Below are 21605 nucleotides of genomic sequence, written 5' to 3'. Positions count from 1 at the left end.
GGCGCGGGTCGTGCTGACGTCCCGTTCGGGTCCGGGTGCCGCCGGTGTGGCGGAGCTGGCGGCCTCGATCGCGGCTAGCGGGACGGCAGTCGACGTGGTGGCGTGCGACGTCGCCGACCGCGCCTCCGTGGCGGAGGTCCTGGACCGTATCGATGCGACGGGTCCGGCGCTGTCGTCGGTGGTCCACTCGGCCGGGACGGGCGGGCGGACACCGGTGGAGCAGCTGTCGGTGGCCGAGCTGTCGCGACTGCTGTCGGCGAAGGTCGGCGGCGCCATGGTGCTGGACGAGTTGACGGCGGGTCGGGATCTCGACGCGTTCGTGCTGTTCTCGTCGGGCGCGGGTGTGTGGGGCAGCGGCGCTCTGGCTGGCTATGCGGCGGCGAACGCGCACCTGGACGCGTTGGTGGAGGACCGCCGCTCTCGTGGTCTGGTGGCTTCTTCGGTCGCGTGGGGCCTGTGGGCCGGCGTCGGCATGGCGGCCGGCTCGGGTGGCGAGCGGTTGCGTGAGTTCGGTATGGAGGGCATCGACGGGCGTCGGGGCATGCTGGCGCTGGGCCAGGTCCTGGACGCCGGTGAGGGTGCGATGGTGGTGGCCGGCTTCGACTGGCCGCAGTTCGTGCCGACCTATACCCTCTACCGGCCGAGCCGTCTGCTGGCGGACCTGCCCGAGGTCCGTGCGGTCCTGGCCGCCGAGGCCGCCGTCGCCACGACGACCGAGGAAGTCGGCGCGTGGGCAAGCCGGTTGGCCGGGATGCCGGTCGCTGAGCAGCGCCAGGTCCTGACCGACCTGGTCCGGGGCCACGCGGCCGCGGTCCTCGGCCATGACTCGGCGGACGACGTGCTGCCGCAACGCGCGTTCAAGGAGCTGGGCTTCGACTCCGTCGGAGCCGTCGAGCTGCGGAACCGCCTCTCCAAGGAGGTCGGTGTCAAGCTGGCCTCCACGATGGTCTTCGACCACCCGAACGCCACCGCCCTCGCGGACTACGTACGAGGTGAGCTGGTCGGCACCGGCGGAGCGGACGACGGCGATCCGGTGCTGGAGACCCTGGAGCGGCTGGCCGCCGAACTGGACTCCGTCGACGGGGGAGCCGACGCGCGCCAGGACATCACCGAGCGCATGCAGACCCTGCTGTCCCGGTGGATGCGGCGCGGCGCCCCCGGCGCTGGCGCGGAGGACGGTGGCGCCGCCGCCACCCGGCAGACCGTGGCCGGACAGCTCAACGAAGCCTCGGCCGACGAGGTTCTGGACTTCATCAACAAGGAACTGGGGGCGTCGTGATGATCTCCGGTGCTCAGATCAAGACGACGTCGAGGAGGACCCACGATGGCCGATGAGAAGCAGCTGCTCGACGCTTTGAGGAAGCTGGCCGCCGAGCACTTCGAAACCCGTGAGCGGGTCAAGGAGCTGGAGTCCGGCGCCCGCGAGCCGATCGCGATCGTGGGCATGGGGTGCCGGTACCCGGGCGGGGCGGTCGGTCCCGAGGAGTTCTGGAACCTGGTGGCCGACGGTGTCGACGCGGTGGGCGGGTTCCCGTCCGACCGCGGCTGGGAGGCGTTCGACAACCAGGGCGGATACCGCCGGCAGGGCGGATTCGTCTACGACGTGGCCGACTTCGACGCGGGGTTCTTCGGGATCAGTCCGCGTGAGGCGCTGGCGATGGACCCGCAGCAGCGGCTGCTGCTGGAGACCTCGTGGGAGGCGATCGAGCGCGCGGGGATCGACCCGCGGTCGCTGCACGGCTCGGCGACCGGCGTCTTCGTCGGTGCGAGCCACGCCGGTTACGAGGCCAGCCTGCCCGTCGAGGACGCCAGCCTGGACGGCTACCGGCTGATCGGTACGGTGTCGTCCGTGGCGTCGGGCCGGATCTCGTACTGCCTGGGTCTGACCGGTCCGGCGGTGACGGTGGACACGGCCTGCTCGTCCTCGCTGGTGGCGATGCACCAGGCGATCCTGGCGCTGCGGGCCGGTGAGTGCTCGATGGCGCTGGCCGGCGGTGTCGCGGTGATGGTGTCGCCGGGTGCGTTCATGGAGTTCGGGCGTCAGGGCGGTATGGCGTCCAGCGGCCGGTCGAAGGCGTTCTCGGAGGAGGCCGACGGGATCGGCTGGGGCGAGGGCGCGGGCATGGTGCTGTTGGAGCGCCTGTCCGACGCCCGGCGCAACGGGCACCAGGTACTGGCGGTGATCCGTGGCAGTGCGGCCAACCAGGACGGTGCGTCGAACGGCCTGTCCGCGCCGAACGGTCCCTCGCAGCGGCGGGTGATCCGCGCGGCGCTGGCCAACGCGCAGCTGTCGCCCTCCGACGTGGACGCGGTGGAGGCCCACGGCACGGGTACGACGCTGGGCGACCCGATCGAGGCGGGCGCGCTGCTGGCGACGTACGGCCAGGAGCGTTACGAGGAGCGGCCGTTGTGGCTGGGGTCGGTGAAGTCCAACATCGGGCACTCGCAGTGCGCGGCCGGTGTGGCGGGTGTGATCAAGATGGTGATGGCGCTGCGGCACGAGGTGCTGCCGAGGACGCTGTTCGCCGAGGAGCCGTCCTCGCACGTGGACTGGACGTCCGGGAACGTGCGGCTGCTCCAGGAACCGGTGGCGTGGCCGGCGGGCGAGCGGCCGCGTCGGGCGGGTGTGTCGGCGTTCGGTGTGAGCGGGACGAACGTCCACCTGATCGTGGAGGAGGCCCCGGCGGCCGTCGAGGCGGCGGCTGAGCCGGCGGGCCAGGAGAGCCCGGTGCTCACCGGGGCGGCGGGTGTAGCCTGGCCGGTCTCCGGTCGCAGCGTGGCGGCGCTGGCCGGTCAGGCGGGTCGGCTGCGTGAACACGTCGCGGAGCGGCCGGAGTTGTCGGTCCGCGATGTGGCGTGGTCGCTCGCGACGACGCGTGCGGCACTGGAGCACCGGGCGGTCGTGCTCGGCGCGGACCGGGATGAGCTGGCGGCGGGGCTGACGGCTGTCGCCACCGGGCAGCCGGCGGCGGGTGTGGTCACGGGGTCGGTGGCGGCCGCCGGGGTGGGGCGGACGGTGTTCGTCTTCCCCGGCCAGGGCAGTCAGTGGGTCGGCATGGGGCGTGAGCTGGCGGAGTCTTCGCCGGTGTTCGCGGCTCGGCTGGCGGAGTGCGCTGCGGCTCTGGCGCCTTATGTGGACTGGCAGTTGGACGATGTTCTGGCTGGTCGGCACGGTTTCGAAGCCGCTGACGTCGTGCAGCCGGCGCTGTGGGCGGTGATGGTCTCGCTCGCGGCGGTGTGGGAGGCGGCCGGTGTCGCTCCCGATGCCGTGGTCGGTCACTCGCAGGGTGAGATTGCCGCTGCGGCCGTCGCGGGGATTCTCTCCTTGGACGACGCCGCCAAGGTCGTCGCTCTGCGGAGCAAGACCCTGAAGGCCCTTGCTGGTCGTGGTGGGATGCTGTCGATTGCCGAGCCGGTGGCGGGTGTGCGCGCGCGGATCGCTTCGTACGGTTCCAGGTTGTCCGTCGCGGCCGTGAACGGTCCGTCGGCGACGGTGGTTTCCGGTGACGCCGACGCGCTGCGTGAACTCGCCGAGGTATGCGGGGATTCGCCGCGTGCCCGGATGATCCCGGTGGACTACGCGTCCCACAGCGCGCACGTGGACGAGCTGCGCGAGGAGATCCTGACCGTCCTCGACGGGATCCGGCCTCGTGAGGCGCAGGTCCCGATGATCTCCGCGCTGACCGGTGCATGGCTCGCGGGCCCCGAGCTGGACCCGGCCTACTGGTACGCGTCGCTTCGCGAGACCGTGGAGTTCGACCGTGCCGTGCGGATCCTCGGCGACGCGGGCCACGGCGTGTTCCTGGAGGTGTCGCCGCACCCGGTGCTGACCCCGGCGATCGGTGACAGCCTGGAGGACCGTTCCCCGGTGGTCGCAGGCACCTTGCGGCGCGAGGAGGGCGGCGCGCAGCGCCTGCTGACCTCGCTCGCCGAGGCGTACGTCCAGGGCGCCCCCGTCGACTGGGCGTCGGTGCTCGGCGGCGGTACGACCGTCGCGCTGCCGACCTACGCCTTCCAGCGGCGCCGCTACTGGCCCGAGGCCCCGGCGGTGGAGCGCGCGAAGCTGTCGGTGGACGACTGGCGCTACCGCATCACCTGGCAGCCCTCTGCCGCGAGCGGCCCGGCGGACCTGTCCGGCGCCTGGCTGCTGGTCGGCGACACCCCCGACGCGGCCACGATCGCCGAGGCGCTGACGGCGCGTGGCGCCGAGGCGGTGCGGACGACGCTCGCGGGCCTCGACGAGGCCATCGCAGGAGCGGGCGGGGACGTGCGCGGTGTGGTGTCGCTCCTGGCGCTCGACGAGTCGCCGGACGCCGAGTTCGCGTGGCTGTCCCGGGGCAGCGCCGACACCCTCGACCTGGTCCAGAGGTTGGGCCGGGCCGGGACCACCGCTCCCCTCTGGGTGCTGACCCGTGGCGCGGTGCAGGTCGCCGCCGACGAGGTGACGACCAGCCCGGTGCAGACCCAGGTCTGGGGTCTCGGTCGTACGGTCGGCCTGGAGCACGCGGACCGTTGGGGCGGTCTGGTCGACCTGCCGCCGGTGCTGGACGCCGATGCGGCCGCTCGTCTGGTCGGCGTCCTCGCGGACGGCAGTGAGGACCAGGTCGCCGTACGGCCGTCGGGTGTGTTCCTGCGCCGCCTGGTGCGGGCCGAGGCCCGTCGCGTCGAGTCGGAGGACTGGTCCCCGCGCGGCACCGTCCTGCTGACCGGCGGCACCGGCTCGATCGGCGTCTGCATCGGCCCCTGGCTTGCCGAGCACCGCGCGCCGAGGGTGGTTCTGACCTCCCGCTCCGGCCCGTCGGCGCACGGCGTGGCGGCGCTGGCCGCCGCCGTGGCGAACGGCGGCTCGGCCGTCGAGGTCGTGTCGTGCGACCTGACGGAGCGTGCGCAGGTCACGGCGATGGTGGCGTGGATCGAGAACACCGGTCCCGGCCTCTCCACCGTCCTGCACTCCGCCAACGCGCCGATCCTGGCCCGGGTGGAGGACACCAGCCGGGAGGAGCTGGCCGTCGCGGTCGGCGCGAAGGCGGCCGGCGCCGTCCACCTGGACGAGGCGACGGCCGACCTGGGCATCGACGAGTTCGTCCTCTTCTCGTCGATCTCGGCGACCTGGGGCAGCAACGACCACGCCGCCTACGCCGCCGGCAACTCCTTCCTGGACGGGCTTGCCGAGGACCGTCGGGCCCGCGGCCTGCCCGGGACCTCGATCGCGTGGGGCGTCTGGAACACCCGCGACTGGGACGCCGTCGACGCGGCGATGGACCAGGCGCCCGGCCGCGTCACCCCGCACCGCCTGCTGCGGCAGGGCATGAACTTCCTGGACACCCAGCGGGCGCTGACCGCGCTCGGCGAGATCCTGGCCGACGACGAGACCTTCATCGCCCTCGCGGACGTCGAGTGGGAGAAGTTCGCGCCGGTCTTCACGGCCGCGCGGCCTCGCCCGCTGCTGGACACCATTCCGGAGGCCCAGGAGGACACGACGGTCCGTCGTGACGAGGACGGGCGTGGTGACTTCGAGCTCCAGCTGGCCGGCCTGTCGGCGGCCGAGCGGCGCCGGACGGTCACCGAACTGGTGCGGACGCACGCGGCCGCGGTGCTGGGCCACGAGTCGGTGGACGAGATCGTGGCGAGCCGGGCGTTCCGGGAGCTGGGCTTCGACTCGCTGACCGCCGTCGAGCTCCGCAACCGCCTGAACACCGCGTGCGGCCTGCGGCTGCCGTCCACGGTGATCTTCGACCACCCGAGCGCCTCGGCGCTGGCGGACGAGATCCTGGCCGCGCTGTTCGGCACGGACGCGGACGAGGGCCAGGCCGTGACGGCGGCGGCGGTGTCGACCGATCCGATCGCGATCGTCGGTATGGCCTGCCGCTACCCCGGTGGTGTCCGGACTCCCGAGGAGTTGTGGGACCTCCTGGTCGCGGGCGGGGACGCGATCGGCGCGTTCCCGGCCGATCGCGGCTGGGACATCGAGGCGCTGTTCGACCCGGACCCGGACGCCGAGGGCTCGACCTACGTCGTGGAGGGCGGATTCCTCAGCGGGGCCGCGGAGTTCGACGCCGGGTTCTTCGGGATCAGCCCGCGCGAGGCGATGGCCATGGACCCGCAGCAGCGCCTGCTGCTGGAGACCTCCTGGGAGGCGGTCGAGCGGGCCGGCATCGACCCGAAGTCGCTGCACGGCTCGGCGACCGGCGTGTTCATCGGTGCGGCGTCGTCGGGCTACATCGCGACGGGCGCCACCGTCCCGGGCGCCGAGGCGCACCTGATCACCGGGAACGCGCTGAGCGTGCTCTCCGGCCGGGTGTCGTACACGCTGGGCCTGAACGGGCCCGCGGTGACCGTCGACACGGCATGCTCGTCCTCCCTGGTCGCGCTGCACCAGGCGGGCCAGGCCCTGCGGTCGGGCGAGTGCTCGATGGCGCTGGCCGGCGGCGTGACGGTGATCGCCGACCCGGCCGAGTTCGTCGGCTTCTCGCGCCTGCGGGCGCTCGCCTCCGACGGCCGCTGCAAGGCCTTCGGCGAGGGCGCCGACGGCATGGGCATCGGCGAGGGCGCGGGCATGCTCGTGCTGGAGCGCCTCTCGGACGCCCGCCGCAACGGCCACCAGGTGCTCGGCGTTCTCCGGGGGAGCGCCGTCAACCAGGACGGCGCCTCCAACGGCCTGTCCGCCCCCAACGGCCCGGCCCAACGGCGGGTCATCCGGGCGGCGTTGGCGAGTGCGCAGCTGTCGGCGGCGGACGTGGACGTGGTCGAGGCGCACGGGACGGGTACGGAGCTGGGTGACCCGATCGAGGCGGGTGCGCTGCTGGCGACGTACGGCCAGGAGCGGTTCGAGGACCGGCCGTTGTGGCTGGGCTCGGTGAAGTCGAACATCGGGCACGCTCAGCAGGCTGCCGGTGTGGCCGGTGTGATCAAGATGGTGCTGGCGTTGCGGGCCGGGGTGCTGCCGAAGACCCTGCACGCGGATGAGCCGTCCTCGCACGTCGATTGGGAGACGGGCAACGTCCGTCTGCTCCAGGACGCGGTGCAGTGGCCGGCGGGCGAGCGGCCGCGCCGGGCGGGTGTGTCCGCCTTCGGCATCAGCGGCACCAACGTCCACCTGATCGTGGAGGAGGCCCCGGCGGCCGTCGAGGCGGCGGCTGGGCCGGCGGGCCAGGAGAACCCGGTACTCACCGGGGCGGCAGGCGTGGCCTGGCCGGTCTCCGGTCGTGGCGCGACCGCGCTGGCGGGCCAGGCGGGTCGGCTGCGCGAGTACGTGCTGGCGCGGCCGGAGCTGCCGGTGGGCGACGTCGCGTGGTCGCTGGCCACGACGCGATCGGTGTTCGAGCAGCGTGCGGTCGTGCTGGGCGGCGAGCGGGGCGAGCTGGCGGCGGGTCTTGCGGCGGTGGCCACGGGGCAGCCGGCGGCGGGCGTGGTGACCGGTTCGGTGGCGGCCGCTGGGGTGGGGCGGACGGTGTTCGTCTTCCCCGGTCAGGGCAGTCAGTGGGTCGGGATGGGTCGCGAGCTGGCGGAGGCCTCGCCGGTGTTCGCGGCGCGGCTGGCCGAGTGTGCTGCGGCTCTGGCGCCTTATGTGGATTGGCAGTTGGACGACGTTCTGGCGGGCCGGCACGGCTTTGAGGCTGCTGACGTGGTGCAGCCGGCGCTGTGGGCGGTGATGGTGTCGCTCGCTGCGGTCTGGGAGGCGGCGGGTGTCGCTCCGGACGCTGTGGTGGGTCACTCGCAGGGTGAGATCGCTGCCGCCGCTGTGGCCGGGATCCTGTCGCTGGAGGACGCGGCGAAGGTCGTCGTTCTGCGGAGCAAGACCCTGAAGGCGCTGGCGGGTCGTGGCGGGATGCTGTCGATCGCGGAGCCGGTGGACGGTGTCCGGGCGCGGATCGCCCCGTACGGTTCCCGGTTGTCGGTTGCGGCGGTGAACGGTCCGTCGGCGACGGTGGTCTCCGGTGACGCGGATGCGCTGCGCGAACTCGCCGAGGCATGCGGGGATTCGCCGCGTGCCCGGATGATCCCGGTGGACTACGCCTCGCACAGCGCCCACGTGGACGAGCTGCGCGAGGAGATTCTCTCCGTGCTCCAGGGCATCGCGCCGACCGAGGCTCGTATCCCCATGGTGTCGGCGCTGACCGGCGCGTGGCTGTCCGGCCCCGAACTGGACCCCGACTACTGGTACGCGTCCCTGCGCGAGACCGTGGAGTTCGACCGCGCCGTACGGATCCTCGGCGACGCGGGACACGGCGTGTTCCTGGAGGTCTCGCCGCACCCGGTGCTGACCCCGGCGATCGGCGACGCCCTGGAGGCGCTGTCCCCGGTCGTGGTCGGTACCCTGCGACGCGACGAGGGCGGCGCGCAGCGCCTGTTGACCTCGCTCGCCGAGGCGTACGTCCAGGGCGCCCCCGTCGACTGGGCGGCGGTGACGGCCGGCGGTACGACCGTCGCGCTGCCGACCTACGCGTTCCAGCACCGCCACTACTGGCCCGCCTTGGACGGCCGCCGTTCCGAAGTGGGCGAGGCCACCGGTGCGGAGGCGGGCTTCTGGAGCGCCGTGGAGAGTGGTGATGTCACGGCTCTCGCCGATCTGCTCGGGGTGGACCCGGCGGATGCCGCGCTGGGTGCGCTGACCGACTGGCGGCGCCGTGAGCGGGCCGGCTCGGCGGTTGCCGATTGGCGGTACCGGGTGTCGTGGGCGCCGGTGGGCGAGTCCAACGGGGTCCTGGCCGGGACCTGGCTGCTGGTCGGGGACGGCACCGACGCGGCTGCGGTCGCGGAGGCGCTGGACCTTCCGGGTGCGCGGGTCGTCCGCTCGACTCCGGACGGTGTCGCCGCTGCGGTGGCCGCGCACTCCGACCTGCGGGGTGTGGTCTCGCTGCTGGCGCTGGACGAGTCGCCGGAGGAAGCGTTCCCGCTGGTTCCCGGCGGTCTCGCCGCGACGGTCGCGCTGGTCCAGGAGCTTGGGCGGCTCGGTGTGTCCGCTCCGCTGTGGGTGGTCACGCAGGGTGCGGTGCGGGCCGTCGCGGGTGATGCGGTGCGGCCGGTCCAGGCGCAGCTGTGGGGTCTGGGTGCCGTCGCGGCGCTGGAGTTGGCGGGCCGCTGGGGCGGGCTGATCGACTTGCCGGCTGTCGTGGATGCGCGTACGGGTGCGCGGCTGGCGTCCGTCCTGGTCGGGGATGAGGACCAGGTGGCGGTGCGTGCGGGCGGGGTGGTGGCGCGGCGGTTGGTGCGTGCCGGCCGTCCGGTCGTGCGTGAGGCGTGGTCGCCGCGTGGCTCCGTGCTGGTGACGGGCGGTACGAGTGGCGTGGGTGCGATCACCGCCCAGTGGGTGGCGGATCGTGGCGCGGCGCGGGTCGTGCTGACGTCCCGTTCGGGTCCGGGTGCCGCCGGTGTGGCGGAGTTGGCGGCCTCGATCGCAGCTCGCGGTGCGGCAGTCGACGTGGTGGCGTGTGACATCGCCGACCGCGCCTCCGTGGCGGAGATCCTGGACCGTATCGACGCGACGGGTCCGGCGCTGTCGTCGGTGGTCCACTCGGCCGGGACGGGCGGGCGGACACCGGTGGAGCAGCTGTCGGTGGCCGAGCTGTCGCGGCTGCTGTCGGCGAAGGTCGGCGGCGCCATGGTGCTGGACGAGTTGACGGCGGGTCGGGATCTCGACGCGTTCGTGCTGTTCTCGTCGGGCGCGGGCGTGTGGGGCAGCGGCGCTCTGGCTGGCTATGCGGCGGCGAACGCGCACCTGGACGCGTTGGTGGAGGACCGCCGTTCCCGTGGCCTGGTGGCTTCTTCGGTCGCGTGGGGCCTGTGGGCCGGCGTCGGCATGGCGGCCGGCTCGGGTGGCGACCGGTTGCGCGAGTTCGGCATGGAGGGCATCGACGGACGTCGGGGCATGCTGGCCTTGGGCCAGGTCCTGGACGCCGGCGAGGGTGCGATGGTGGTGGCCGGCTTCGACTGGCCGCAGTTCGTGCCGACCTACACCCTGCACCGGCCGAGCCGGCTGCTGGCGGACCTGCCCGACGTCCGTGCGGTCCTGGCCGCCGAGGCTGCCGTCGAGTCCACCACCGAGGAAGTCGGCGCGTGGGCAAGCCGGTTGGCCGGGATGCCGGCCGCTGAGCAGCGCCAGGTCCTGACCGACCTGGTGCGCGGTCACGCGGCGGCCGTCCTCGGCCACGAGTCGGCGGACGACGTGCTGCCGCAACGGGCCTTCAAGGAGCTGGGCTTCGACTCCGTCGGAGCGGTCGAGCTGCGGAACCGCCTCTCCAAGGAGGTCGGTGTCAAGCTGGCCTCCACGATGGTCTTCGACCACCCGAACGCCACCGCCCTCGCGGACTACCTGCGGGGCGAACTCGTCGGCACCGGCGGCCAGACGGCCCAGGCCGACGGCGCGGTCCAGGTCGTGGCCGCGGCGATCGGCGAGCCGATCGCGATCGTCGGCATGGGCTGCCGGTACCCGGGCGGTGTGACGGGGCCCGACCAGTTCTGGGACCTGCTCGTCGCGGGGACCGACACGATCAGCGAATTCCCGACCGACCGAGGCTGGGAAGCCGTCGAGGAGGGCTTCGGCCAGCGGCAGGCGTACCGCCGACAGGGCGGATTCGTCTACGACGTGGCCGACTTCGACGCGGGGTTCTTCGGGATCAGTCCGCGTGAGGCGCTGGCGATGGACCCGCAGCAGCGGCTGCTGCTGGAGACGTCCTGGGAGGCGATCGAGCGCGCGGGGATCGACCCGAAGTCGCTGCACGGCTCGGCGACCGGCGTCTTCGTCGGTGCGAGCCACGCCGGCTACGACGCGAGCCTGCCGGCCGACGACCGGAGCCTGGACGGCTACCGGCTGATCGGTACGGTGTCCGCCGTCGCCTCGGGCCGGATCTCGTACTGCCTGGGCCTGACCGGCCCCGCCATCACGGTGGACACGGCCTGCTCGTCCTCCCTGGTGGCGATGCACCAGGCGATGCTCGCCCTGCGGTCGGGCGAGTGCTCGATGGCGCTGGCCGGCGGTGTCGCGGTGATGGTCTCGCCCGGCGCGTTCATGGAGTTCGGCAGCCAGGGCGGCATGGCCTCCAGCGGCCGGTCGAAGGCGTTCTCGGAAGAGGCCGACGGCATCGGCTGGGGCGAGGGCGCGGGCATGGTGCTGCTGGAGCGTCTCTCGGACGCCCGGCGCAACGGCCACCAGGTGCTGGCGGTGATCCGTGGCAGTGCGGCGAACCAGGACGGCGCGTCGAACGGTCTGGCGGCGCCCAACGGTCCCTCGCAGCGGCGGGTGATCCGCGCGGCGCTGGCCAACGCCCAGCTGTCGCCCTCCGACGTCGACGCGGTGGAGGCCCACGGCACCGGCACCTCGCTCGGTGACCCGATCGAGGCGGGCGCGCTGCTGGCGACGTACGGCCAGGAGCGTTACGAGGACCGGCCGTTGTGGCTGGGATCGGTGAAGTCCAACATCGGCCACACCCAGTGCGCCGCCGGCGTCACCGGCGTGATCAAGATGGTGATGGCGCTGCGAAACGGTATGCTGCCGAAGACCCTGCACGCGGACCAGCCGTCGACCCACGTGGAGTGGGAGACGGGCAACGTCCGTCTGCTCCAGGACGCGGTGCGGTGGCCGGCGGGCGAGCGGCCGCGCCGTGCGGGGGTGTCGGCCTTCGGCGTGAGCGGCACCAACGTCCACCTCATCCTGGAGGAGGCGCCCGACGCCGAAGCCGAGGAGCTGGAAGCCGAGGCGCTTCCGGTGCTCGCCGGTGGGACGTCGGCCTGGCCGGTCTCCGGCCAGAGCGCTGCGGCGCTCGCGGGGCAGGCGGGTCGACTGCGTGAACACGTGCTGGCGCGGCCGGAGTTGCCGGTCGGCGACGTCGCGTGGTCGCTCGCGACGACGCGTGCGGCGCTGGAGCACCGGGCCGTGGTGCTCGGTGGCGAGCGGAGCGAGATCGCTGAGCGTCTGGCGGCGGTGGCGACGAAGCAGCCGGCGTCCGGTGTGGTGACCGGTTCGGTGGCTCCTGGCGGGGTGGGGCGGACGGTGTTCGTCTTCCCGGGGCAGGGGAGCCAGTGGGTCGGCATGGGGCGTGAGTTGGCCGAGTCGTCGCCGGTCTTCGCGGCGCGGCTGGCCGAGTGTGCTGCGGCTCTGGCGCCTTATGTGGACTGGCAGTTGGACGATGTCCTGGCGGGCCGGCACGGCTTTGAGGCCGCCGATGTCGTGCAGCCGGCGCTGTGGGCGGTGATGGTGTCGCTCGCCGCTGTGTGGGAGGCGGCGGGTGTCGCTCCGGACGCGGTGCTGGGTCACTCGCAGGGTGAGATCGCCGCTGCGGCCGTCGCGGGGATCCTCTCCCTGGACGACGCCGCCAAGGTGGTGGCTCTGCGGAGCAAGACCCTGAAGGTGCTGGCCGGTCGTGGCGGGATGCTGTCGATCGCCGAGCCCGTGGACGGCGTGCGCGCGCGGATCGCTCCGTACGGCTCCCGCCTGTCGGTCGCGGCGGTGAACGGCCCGTCGGCGACGGTCGTCTCCGGTGACGCGGACGCGCTGCGCGAACTCGCCGACTCCTGCGGGGAGTCCCCGCGCGCCCGGATGATCCCGGTCGACTATGCGTCGCACAGCGCGCATGTGGACGAGCTGCGCGAGGAGATCCTCTCGGTTCTCCAGGGCATCACGCCGAGTGAGGCCCGGATCCCCATGGTGTCCGCGCTGTCCGGCGCCTGGCTCTCGGGCCCGGAGCTGGACCCCGACTACTGGTACGCGTCCCTGCGCGAGACCGTGGAGTTCGACCGCGCCGTGCGGATCCTCGGCGACGCGGGCCACGGAGTGTTCCTGGAGGTCTCGCCGCACCCGGTGCTGACCCCCGCGATCGCCGACAGCCTGGAAGAGCGCTCCCCGGTGGTCGCAGGCACCCTGCGACGCGACGAGGGCGGCGCGCAGCGCCTGCTGACCTCGCTCGCCGAGGCCTATGTCCAGGGCGCCCCCGTCGATTGGGTGTCGGTGCTCGGCGGCGGTACGACCGTCGCGCTGCCGACCTACGCGTTCCAGCGGCGCCGCTACTGGCCCGAGGCCCCGGCGGTGGAGCGTACGAAGCTGTCGGTGGACGACTGGCGCTACCGGATCACCTGGCAGCCGTCCGCCATCAGCGGTTCGGCGGTCCTGTCCGGGCCCTGGCTGCTGGTCGGGGACGCGCCGGACGCCGGTGCGGTGGCCGACGGGCTGGCGGGTCGTGGCGCCGAGGTCGTGCGGACGACGCTCGAGGGCCTCGATGAGGCCATCGCCGGTGCCGGTGCGGATGTCCAGGGCGTGGTGTCCCTCCTGGCCCTGGACGAGTCGCCGGACGCCGAGTTCGGGTGGGTTCCGCGCGGCAGCGCCGACACCCTCGACCTAGTGCAGAGGCTGGGCCGGGCCGGGATCGCCGCTCCCCTCTGGGTGCTGACCCGTGGCGCGGTGCAGGTCGCCGCCGGCGAGGTGACGACCAGTCCGATCCAGACCCAGGTCTGGGGTCTGGGCCGGGCCGTGGGCCTGGAGCACGCGGACCGCTGGGGCGGTCTGGTCGACCTGCCGCCGGTGGTGGACGTCGAGGCGGCCGCCCGGCTGGCCGGCGTGCTCGCGCACGGCCGGGAGGACCAGGTCGCGCTGCGTCCGTCGGGTGTGTTCCTGCGCCGTCTGGTGCGGGCAGAGGAGCACCGGCCCAAGGCCGGGGCCTGGAGCCCGAAGGGGACGGTCCTGCTGACCGGCGGTACGGGCTCGATCGGTGTCTGTGTCGGCCCCTGGCTTGCTGAGCACGGTACGCCGAGGGTCGTTCTGACCTCCCGTTCGGGTCCGGCGGCGCCCGGGGTGGCGGCGCTGGCCGCCACCGTCGCGGCTGCGGGTACCGCCGTCGAGGTCGTGTCGTGCGACCTGACGGAGCGTGCGCAGGTCACGGCGATGGTGGCGTGGATCGAGGACTCCGGCCCCGGCCTGTCCACCGTCCTGCACTCGGCGAACACGCCGTACCTGGCCCGACTCGAGGACACCAGCCGCGAAGGCCTGGCGGCGGCACTGGGCGCGAAGGCGGCCGGCGCCGTCCACCTGGACGAGGCGACGGCGCACCTGGGCATCGACGAGTTCGTGATGTTCTCGTCGATCTCGGCGACCTGGGGCAGCAACGACCACGGCGCCTACGCGGCGGGCAACTCCTTCCTGGACGGCCTCGCCGAGGACCGTCGCGGCCGGGGCCTGCCCGGGACGTCGATCGCCTGGGGTGTCTGGAACACCCGCGACTGGAACGCGGTCGACGCGGCGATGGACCAGGCGCCCGGTCGCGTCACCCCGCACCGGCTGCTGCGGCAGGGCATGAACTTCCTGGACACCGACCGGGCGTTGACGGCGCTCGGCGAGATCCTGGCCGACGACGAGACGTTCATCGCCCTGGCGGACGTCGAGTGGGAGAAGTTCGCTCCGGTCTTCACGGCCGCCCGCCCGCGCCCGCTGCTGGACACCATCCCCGAGGCCCAGGAGGACACCTCCTCCGGCCGTCCGGAGGACGACCAGCGCAACGAGTTCGCCGCCCGCCTGGCGGGCCTGTCGGCCGCCGAGCGGCGCCGGACCGTCGTGGAGCTGGTGCGGACGCACGCCGCCGCGGTCCTCGGCCACGACTCGGTGGACGAGATCATGGCGAGCCGGGCGTTCCGCGAGCTGGGCTTCGACTCGCTGACCGCCGTCGAGCTCCGCAACCGCCTGAACAGCGCGTGCGGGGTGCGGGTGCCGTCGACGCTGGTCTTCGACCACCCGACCCCGGAGGCGGTGGCGGACTTCCTGATCACCGAGCTGACCGGGAGGGAACTGGTCGGCCACACGGCCGTGCTGGACGAGTTCGAGCGGCTGGCCGCCGGGCTCACCCCGTCGGACGACGAGACCCGCGCGGAGATCGTCGCCCGCCTGGAGGCGCTGACCCAGCGCTTCCGCGCCGTCCGCGAGACCGGGGCGGACGGGACGGGCGAGGCCGACGAGCGCGCTCTCCAGGAGGCCACCGCCGACGAGCTGTTCGCCCTCCTGGAGGACGAGCTCGACGACCCGGACTTCGACTGACCATGCCGGGACCGTCGGCGCCAACTCCTCCCGAACGAGGTCGAATGTGAGCGACAGCACCATGCAGAACGAAGAGAAACTGCTCGATTTCCTCAAGCAGACCACCGCCAAGCTCCGCACCACGCGGGCCCGGCTGCGCGAGGTGACCGAGCGGGAGCGGGAGCCGATCGCGATCGTCGGGATGGCCTGCCGCTACCCGGGCGGTGTGCGCACCCCCGAGGACCTGTGGGACCTCCTGGTGGCGGGCGGGGACGCGGTCGGCGGGTTCCCCACCGACCGTGGCTGGGACCTCGGCGCGCTCTTCGACGCCGCCCCGGGTGCGGACGGCACGAGCAGCACCGTCCAGGCCGGGTTCGTCTCCGGGGCCGCGGACTTCGACGGCGGGTTCTTCGGGATCAGTCCGCGCGAGGCGCTGGCGATGGACCCGCAGCAGCGGCTGCTGCTGGAGACGGCCTGGGAGGCGGTCGAGCGGGCCGGGATCGACCCGGCGAGCCTGCGCGAGTCGGCCACCGGCGTGTTCGCGGGCGCCGCGCCCTCCGGGTACGCGACCGCCGGCGGCGACCTCTCGGGCTCGGAGGCGCACCTGATCACCGGGACGGCGATGAGCGTGCTGTCCGGCCGGGTGTCGTACACGCTGGGCCTGACCGGGCCGGCGGTGTCGGTGGACACCGCCTGCTCCTCCTCGCTGGTCGCGCTGCACCTCGCCGTGCAGTCGCTGCGGGCGGGGGAGTGCACGCTGGCGCTGGCCGGCGGGGTGACCGTGATCGTCAGCCCGGGCGAGTTCGTGGGCTTCTCGCAGCAGAACGCCCTTGCCCGGGACGGCCGTTGCAAGGCCTTCGGGGCGGGCGCGGACGGCATGGGCCTCGCCGAGGGCGCGGGTGTGGTGGTGCTGGAGCGGCTGTCGGACGCCCGGCGCAACGGGCACCGGGTGCTGGCCGTGGTCCGGGGGAGCGCCGTCAACCAGGACGGCGCCTCCAACGGCCTGTCCGCGCCCAACGGCCCCGCTCAGCAACGCGTGATCCGCGCGGCGCTGGCCAACGCCCGGCTGGCGACGGGGGACGTGGACGTCGTCGAGGCGCACGGCACCGGCACCACACTGGGCGACCCGATCGAGGCGCAGGCGCTGCTGGCGACGTACGGGCAGGGGCATCCGGCCGAACGGCCGCTCTGGCTGGGGTCGGTGAAGTCGAACATCGGGCACGCCCAGCAGGCGGCCGGCATCGCCGGTGTGATCAAGATGGTGCTGGCGCTGCGGCACGAGGAGCTGCCGGCGACGCTGCACGCGGCGGAGCCGACCCCGCACGTCGACTGGTCGGCGGGGCACGTGAGCCTGCTCCAGGAGCGCGTGGCGTGGCCGGCGGGCGAACAGCCGCGTCGGGCGGGCGTTTCGGCCTTCGGGATCAGCGGCACCAACGCGCACGTGATCCTGGAGGAGGCGCCCGCCGGAGGGCCGGCCGCGCCGGAGTCGGACGGGACGCCGGAGCCGGCCGCGGTGTCGACGCCCGCCGCGCCGCCGGTGCTGGTCGCGGAGCCCGCCGTGCTCCCGGTCACCGTCTCCGGACGGTCCGAGGAGGCCTTGGCGGACCAGGCGCGGCGGCTGCGGGACCACCTCCTGGCGCGCCCCGAGCTGCCGCTGCCGGAGGTGGCCCGGTCGCTCGCCACCACGCGGACGGCGTTCAAGCGGCGGGCGGTGGTGCTGGGCGCCGACCGTGCCGAGCTGGCGGCGAAACTGGAGGCCGTGGCCGCGGACCGGCCCGGGGCCGGGGTGCTGACGGGCGAGGTGCCGTCGGCCGGGGTCGGGCGGACGGTGTTCGTCTTCCCGGGGCAGGGCAGTCAGTGGGTCGGGATGGGGCGCGAGCTGGCCGCTTCGTCGCCGGTGTTCGCGGCGCGGCTGGCGGAGTGTGCCGCGGCTCTCGCGCCGTACGTGGACTGGCAGTTGGACGATGTGCTGGCCGGTCGGCACGGTTTCGAGGCCGCCGATGTGGTGCAGCCGGCGCTGTGGGCGGTGATGGTCTCGCTGGCTGCGGTCTGGGAGGCGGCCGGTGTCGTTCCCGACGCGGTGGTGGGCCACTCCCAGGGTGAGATCGCGGCGGCGGCCGTGGCCGGGATCCTCTCGCTGGAGGACGCGGCGAAGGTTGTCGCTCTGCGCAGCCGGACTCTGAAGGCGCTGGCAGGTCGTGGCGGGATGCTGTCGATCGCCGAGCCGGTGGCGGGTGTGCGGGCGCGGATCGCTCCGTACGGTTCCCGCCTTTCCATCGCGGCGGTGAACGGTCCGTCGGCGACGGTGGTTTCCGGTGACGCCGACGCGCTGCGTGAACTCGCCGACGCCTGCGGGGATTCGCCGCGTGCCCGGATGATTCCGGTCGACTACGCCTCGCACAGCGCCCACGTGGACGAGCTGCGTGAGGAGATCCTCGCCGCCCTCCAGGGCATCGCCCCCCGCGAGGGGCGGATTCCGATGGTCTCCTCCAGCACCGGCGCCACGCTCTCCGGGCCGGAACTGGTGCCGGACTACTGGTACGCCAGCCTGCGCGAGACCGTCGAGTTCGACCGGGCCGTGCACACCCTCGCCGGAACCGGCCACGGCGCCTTCGTCGAGGTGTCCCCGCACCCGGTGCTGGCCCCGGCCATCGCGGACAGCCTGGAGTCGTACGGCCCGGTCGTGGCCGACACCCTGCGCCGCGACGACGGCGGCGCCGGGCGCCTCCTGCTCTCGCTGGCCCAGGCGTACGTCCGCGGCCTGCCCGTGGACTGGACCGCCCTGCTGCCCGCCGGGACCGGGAGCGGCACCGTCGACCTGCCGACCTACGCCTTCCAGTACCGCCGCTACTGGCCGGTGTTCCCGGAGCCGGTGGCCCGGGACGCGGTGGCCGGCTGGCGGTACCGCGTCGAGTGGCAGCCCCTCGACGGGCCGTCGGGTGCGGCACCGGCGGCCTCGGTGCCGTCCGGCACGTGGCTCGTGGTCGCCGGCCCGGCCGGGGCCGGGACGGCCGCCGAGGTGGCCGGCGCGCTGCGGGCCAGTGGCGTCGAGGTCCGGGTGCTGGAGACCGGCGCCGCCGATCGCGGGACCCTCGGTGATGTCCTGCGCGGCGTCGGCGAGTTCGCCGGTGTGGTGTCCCTGCTGGCGCTGGACGAGACGCCGCTGCCCGGTCGGCCCCGGGTGCCCGCCGGTCTGGCGGCCTCCAGCGCGCTGCTGCAGGCGCTGCTCGACGCGGGGTCGGTGGTGCCGCTGTGGGTGCTGACCCGCGGCGCGGTGGCGGCGCTGCCGGGCGAGGTGCCCAGTCTGGCGCAGGCCCAGGTGTGGGCGTGGGGGCAGACGGCGGGTCTGGAGCAGGCCAAGCAGTGGGGCGGCCTGGTCGACCTCCCGGCCGGGTCGGACGCGTCGGCCGGGTCCGACGCCCCGGTCGGGTTCGACGCCTCGGTCGGGGACCGCCTGGCCGGGCTGCTCGCCGCGGGACCGGAGGGCGAGGACCAGGTCGCGTTGCGCGGCACGGGGGCGTTCGCGCGCCGCCTGGTGCGCGCCCCGCGCCCGGAAGCTGGACCCGCCGAGCCGTGGCGGACCGCCGGGACGGCGCTGGTCACCGGCGGTACGGGCCTGATCGGCGGCCGGACGGCCCGGCTGTTGGCCGAGCGCGGCACCCCGCGCGTGGTGCTGGCCGGCCGCTCCGGCCCGGCCGCGCCCGGGGTGCCCGAGCTGGCGGCCGGACTGGCGGCCCTCGGCAGCGCCGTCGAGGTGGTCGCCTGTGACGTCGCCGAGCGGCCCGCGGTCGGCGCGCTGCTGGACCGCGTCGCCGCCACCGGCCCCGCGCTGTCGGCGGTGGTGCACTCGGCGGGCACCGGCCACGGGGCGCCGGTCGCCGCGCTGACCGACGCCGGGCTGCAGGAGGTCTCCGAGGTGAAGGTCGGTGGCGCCCTGCACCTGCACGAGCTGTCGGCCGAGCGAGGACTGGAGCTGGACGCCTTCGTGCTGTTCTCCTCCGGCGCCGCCACCTGGGGCAGCGGGCTGCTGGCCGGGTACGGCGCCGCCAACGCGGCGCTGGACGCCCTGGCCGAGCGGCGGCGCGCGGCCGGGCTGGCGGCCACCTCGGTGGCCTGGGGCCTGTGGGGCGGCGGCGGCATGGGCGCGGGGGAGGCGGGCGAGCAGCTGAGCGCCTACGGGCTGCGGACGATGGCTCCCGAGCGCGGCATCGAGGGCCTCGCCCAGGCGCTGGACGACGACGAGACGCTGCTCGTCGTCGCCGACGTCGACTGGGCGCGGTTCGTGCCGCTGTACACGCTGCACCGGCCGAGCCCGCTGCTGTCCGCGCTTCCCGACGCCCTCCGGGTCCTGGAGCAGGGGGACGAGGACGGGGACGGGTTCGCGGGCGACGAGGGCGCCGGTGCGCGGCGGTCGTCCGCCGCCGTCCGGCTGTCCGCCCGGCTCGGCGGGGCGCGGTCGGCGCGGGAGCGGGAGGCGGTCCTGCTGGAGCTGGTCCGGGAGCACGCCGCCGCCGCGCTCGGCCACCCGGACGCGGCGGCCGTCGACCCGGACGCCACGTTCCTGGAGCAGGGGTTCACCTCGCTGAGCGCGCTGGAGCTGCGCAAGCGGCTCGCCGGGGCCACCGGTCTGCGGCTGAGCGGTCCGCTGGTCTTCGACCACCCGACCCCCGCCCTGACGGCCGCGTACCTGCGGGAGCGGCTCGCCGACGGACCGGTGCGCCAGGACGGCGGACCGCAGCGGGCCGCGCCCCGCTTCGCGCTGGCCGCCGCGCCGGAATCCACGGACGGCACGGAGCGGGCCGGAGCCGCCGGGACACCGGCCGCCGAGACGCTGGCCGCCCTGTACCTGCGGGCGAACAGCCTCGGCCAGGGGGCCGACGCCGTACGGATGATCGCCGGGCTGGCCCGGTTCCGGCCCCGCTTCGCCGGTGCGGACGAGCTGGCGGGCGTCCCGCCCCTGGTCCCGCTCACCCGCCGGTCCGCGGACACGGTCGGGCCGACGCTCGTCTGCCTGCCGTCGTTCGGCGCGGGCGACGCCCAGGAGTTCGTCCGGGTGGTGCAGGGCCTGTGCCGCCCCCGGCACGTCCTCTCCGCGGTGATCCCCGGCTACACGGCGGGGGAGCCGCTGGCCGCCGACCCGGACGCGCTGCTCGACCTGTGCGTCCGGACAGTGCTCGCCGCCCCGGAGACCGCCCCGGAGGCCGGCCCGTTCGTCCTCGTCGGCTACTCCTCCGGCGGGCTGGTCGCGCAGGCCCTCGCCGCCCGCCTCGCCGAACTGGGCCGGGGCCCCGCCGCGCTGGTGCTGCTGGACAGCTTCGCCCCGCAGTCGGCCGGTGCCCCCGACGAGATCATCGGCACCCTGCCGGCCGACGTGCTCCTGGGCAACCCCGGGGGCGTCGACGCGGGCGGCATCGGCGGGGACGACTGGCTGACCGCGCTCGCCCACTACTACGTCCAGGACTGGCGCGGCCACGTCCCGTACACCGCGGACCTGCCGACCCTGCTGCTCCGCCACGGCGGCGAGCCGGGCGGCCCCGAGGGCGGGGACGGCGCCGTCCGCCTCCCGTGGGACCTCTCCGGCGACCTCACCCCGGTGACCGTTCCGGGCGACCACTTCACCATGATCGGCGCCCACGCCGGGACCACCGCGCGGGCCGTCGACTCCTGGCTCGACGAGCACTTCACCACCACCCGGGAGGGACACGATGACTGACCGTCACGAACAGCACCGCCTCGCCGTCATCGGCGGCGGCGTCATGGGCACCAACATCGCCGCCCTCGCCCTCGGCCACGGCGTGGACGTCACCCTCGTCGACGTCGACGAGCCGACCCTGGCCACGGCCCGGACGGCGATCCGCCGCAAGCTGAAGCACGCCCAGCTGCTGGAGGCCCTCCCCGCGGGCCGCGCCCACGGCACGCTGGCCACCACCACCGCGCCGGCCGACATCGCCGACGCGACCGCCGTCGTCGAGGCCGTCGTGGAGGTCGCCGAGGTCAAGCGCGAGGTGCTGACCGAGGTCTCCGGGCTGGTCGCCCCCGGCACCCTGCTGATCTCCAACACCTCGTGCATCCCCATCGACGAGATGGCGGGCTGGGTGGCGCGCGGCGACGAACTCGTCGGCGTGCACTTCATGAACCCCGCCTACCTGATCACCATGGTCGAGGTGATCCGCGGCCGGGCCACCGGCGACGCCACGATGACCGCCGTCACCTCGCTGCTGACCGCGCTCGGCCGCACGGCGCTGGTGGTCAACGACGCACCGGGCTTCGTCGTCAACCGGCTGCTGCACCCGCTGATCAACCGGGCGGCGATGCTCGTCCAGGAGGGCGTCGCCTCCGCCGAGACGGTGGACGGGCTGCTGGAAGGCTGCCTCGGCCACACCACCGGACCGCTGCGCACCGCCGACCTGATCGGCATCGACAACCTCGTCGACTCCCTGCGGGTCCTGCACGAGCGCACCGGCGACCCCGAGTGCGACCCCTGCGAGCTGATGCTCCGGAAGGTCCGCGACGGGCACCACGGCCGCAAGTCCGGCCGGGGCTTCTACACGTACGGCTGAGCACCGGGCTCCCCCCGAACGGCCAGCACGGAACTACGAAAGGTACGGAC

Annotated in this window: 4 protein-coding genes; all 4 read left to right on the top strand. The window is 74.3% G+C overall.

All coding sequences use genetic code 11. The annotated features are described in order from the left end of the window. On the top strand, positions 1-1279 hold a 1279-nt coding region (locus AMK13_RS40695; RefSeq protein WP_143204777.1), incomplete at its 5' end, for a beta-ketoacyl reductase. Positions 1280-1324: 45 nt separating this feature from the next. Then, entirely contained in the window at positions 1325-15016 is a 13692-nt protein-coding gene (locus AMK13_RS40690; RefSeq protein WP_074006517.1) for a type I polyketide synthase, read from the top strand. Positions 15017-15077: 61 nt separating this feature from the next. Next, entirely contained in the window at positions 15078-20708 is a 5631-nt protein-coding gene (locus tag AMK13_RS42710; RefSeq protein WP_198959529.1) for a type I polyketide synthase, read from the top strand. Then, positions 20701-21555, top strand: coding sequence for a 3-hydroxyacyl-CoA dehydrogenase family protein (locus AMK13_RS40680; RefSeq protein ID WP_049658117.1), 855 nt, complete (start codon positions 20701-20703; stop codon positions 21553-21555). The genes AMK13_RS42710 and AMK13_RS40680 overlap by 8 nt, the downstream gene beginning before the upstream one ends. Positions 21556-21605: the final 50 nt, after the last annotated feature.

It is taken from the genome of Streptomyces sp. CB02056 (assembly GCF_001905545.1).
In the GTDB taxonomy this organism is placed as follows: Bacteria; Actinomycetota; Actinomycetes; order Streptomycetales; family Streptomycetaceae; genus Kitasatospora.
The sequence above is the reverse complement of the archived record's forward strand: the minus strand, read 5'-3'. Positions and strand labels throughout refer to the sequence as shown.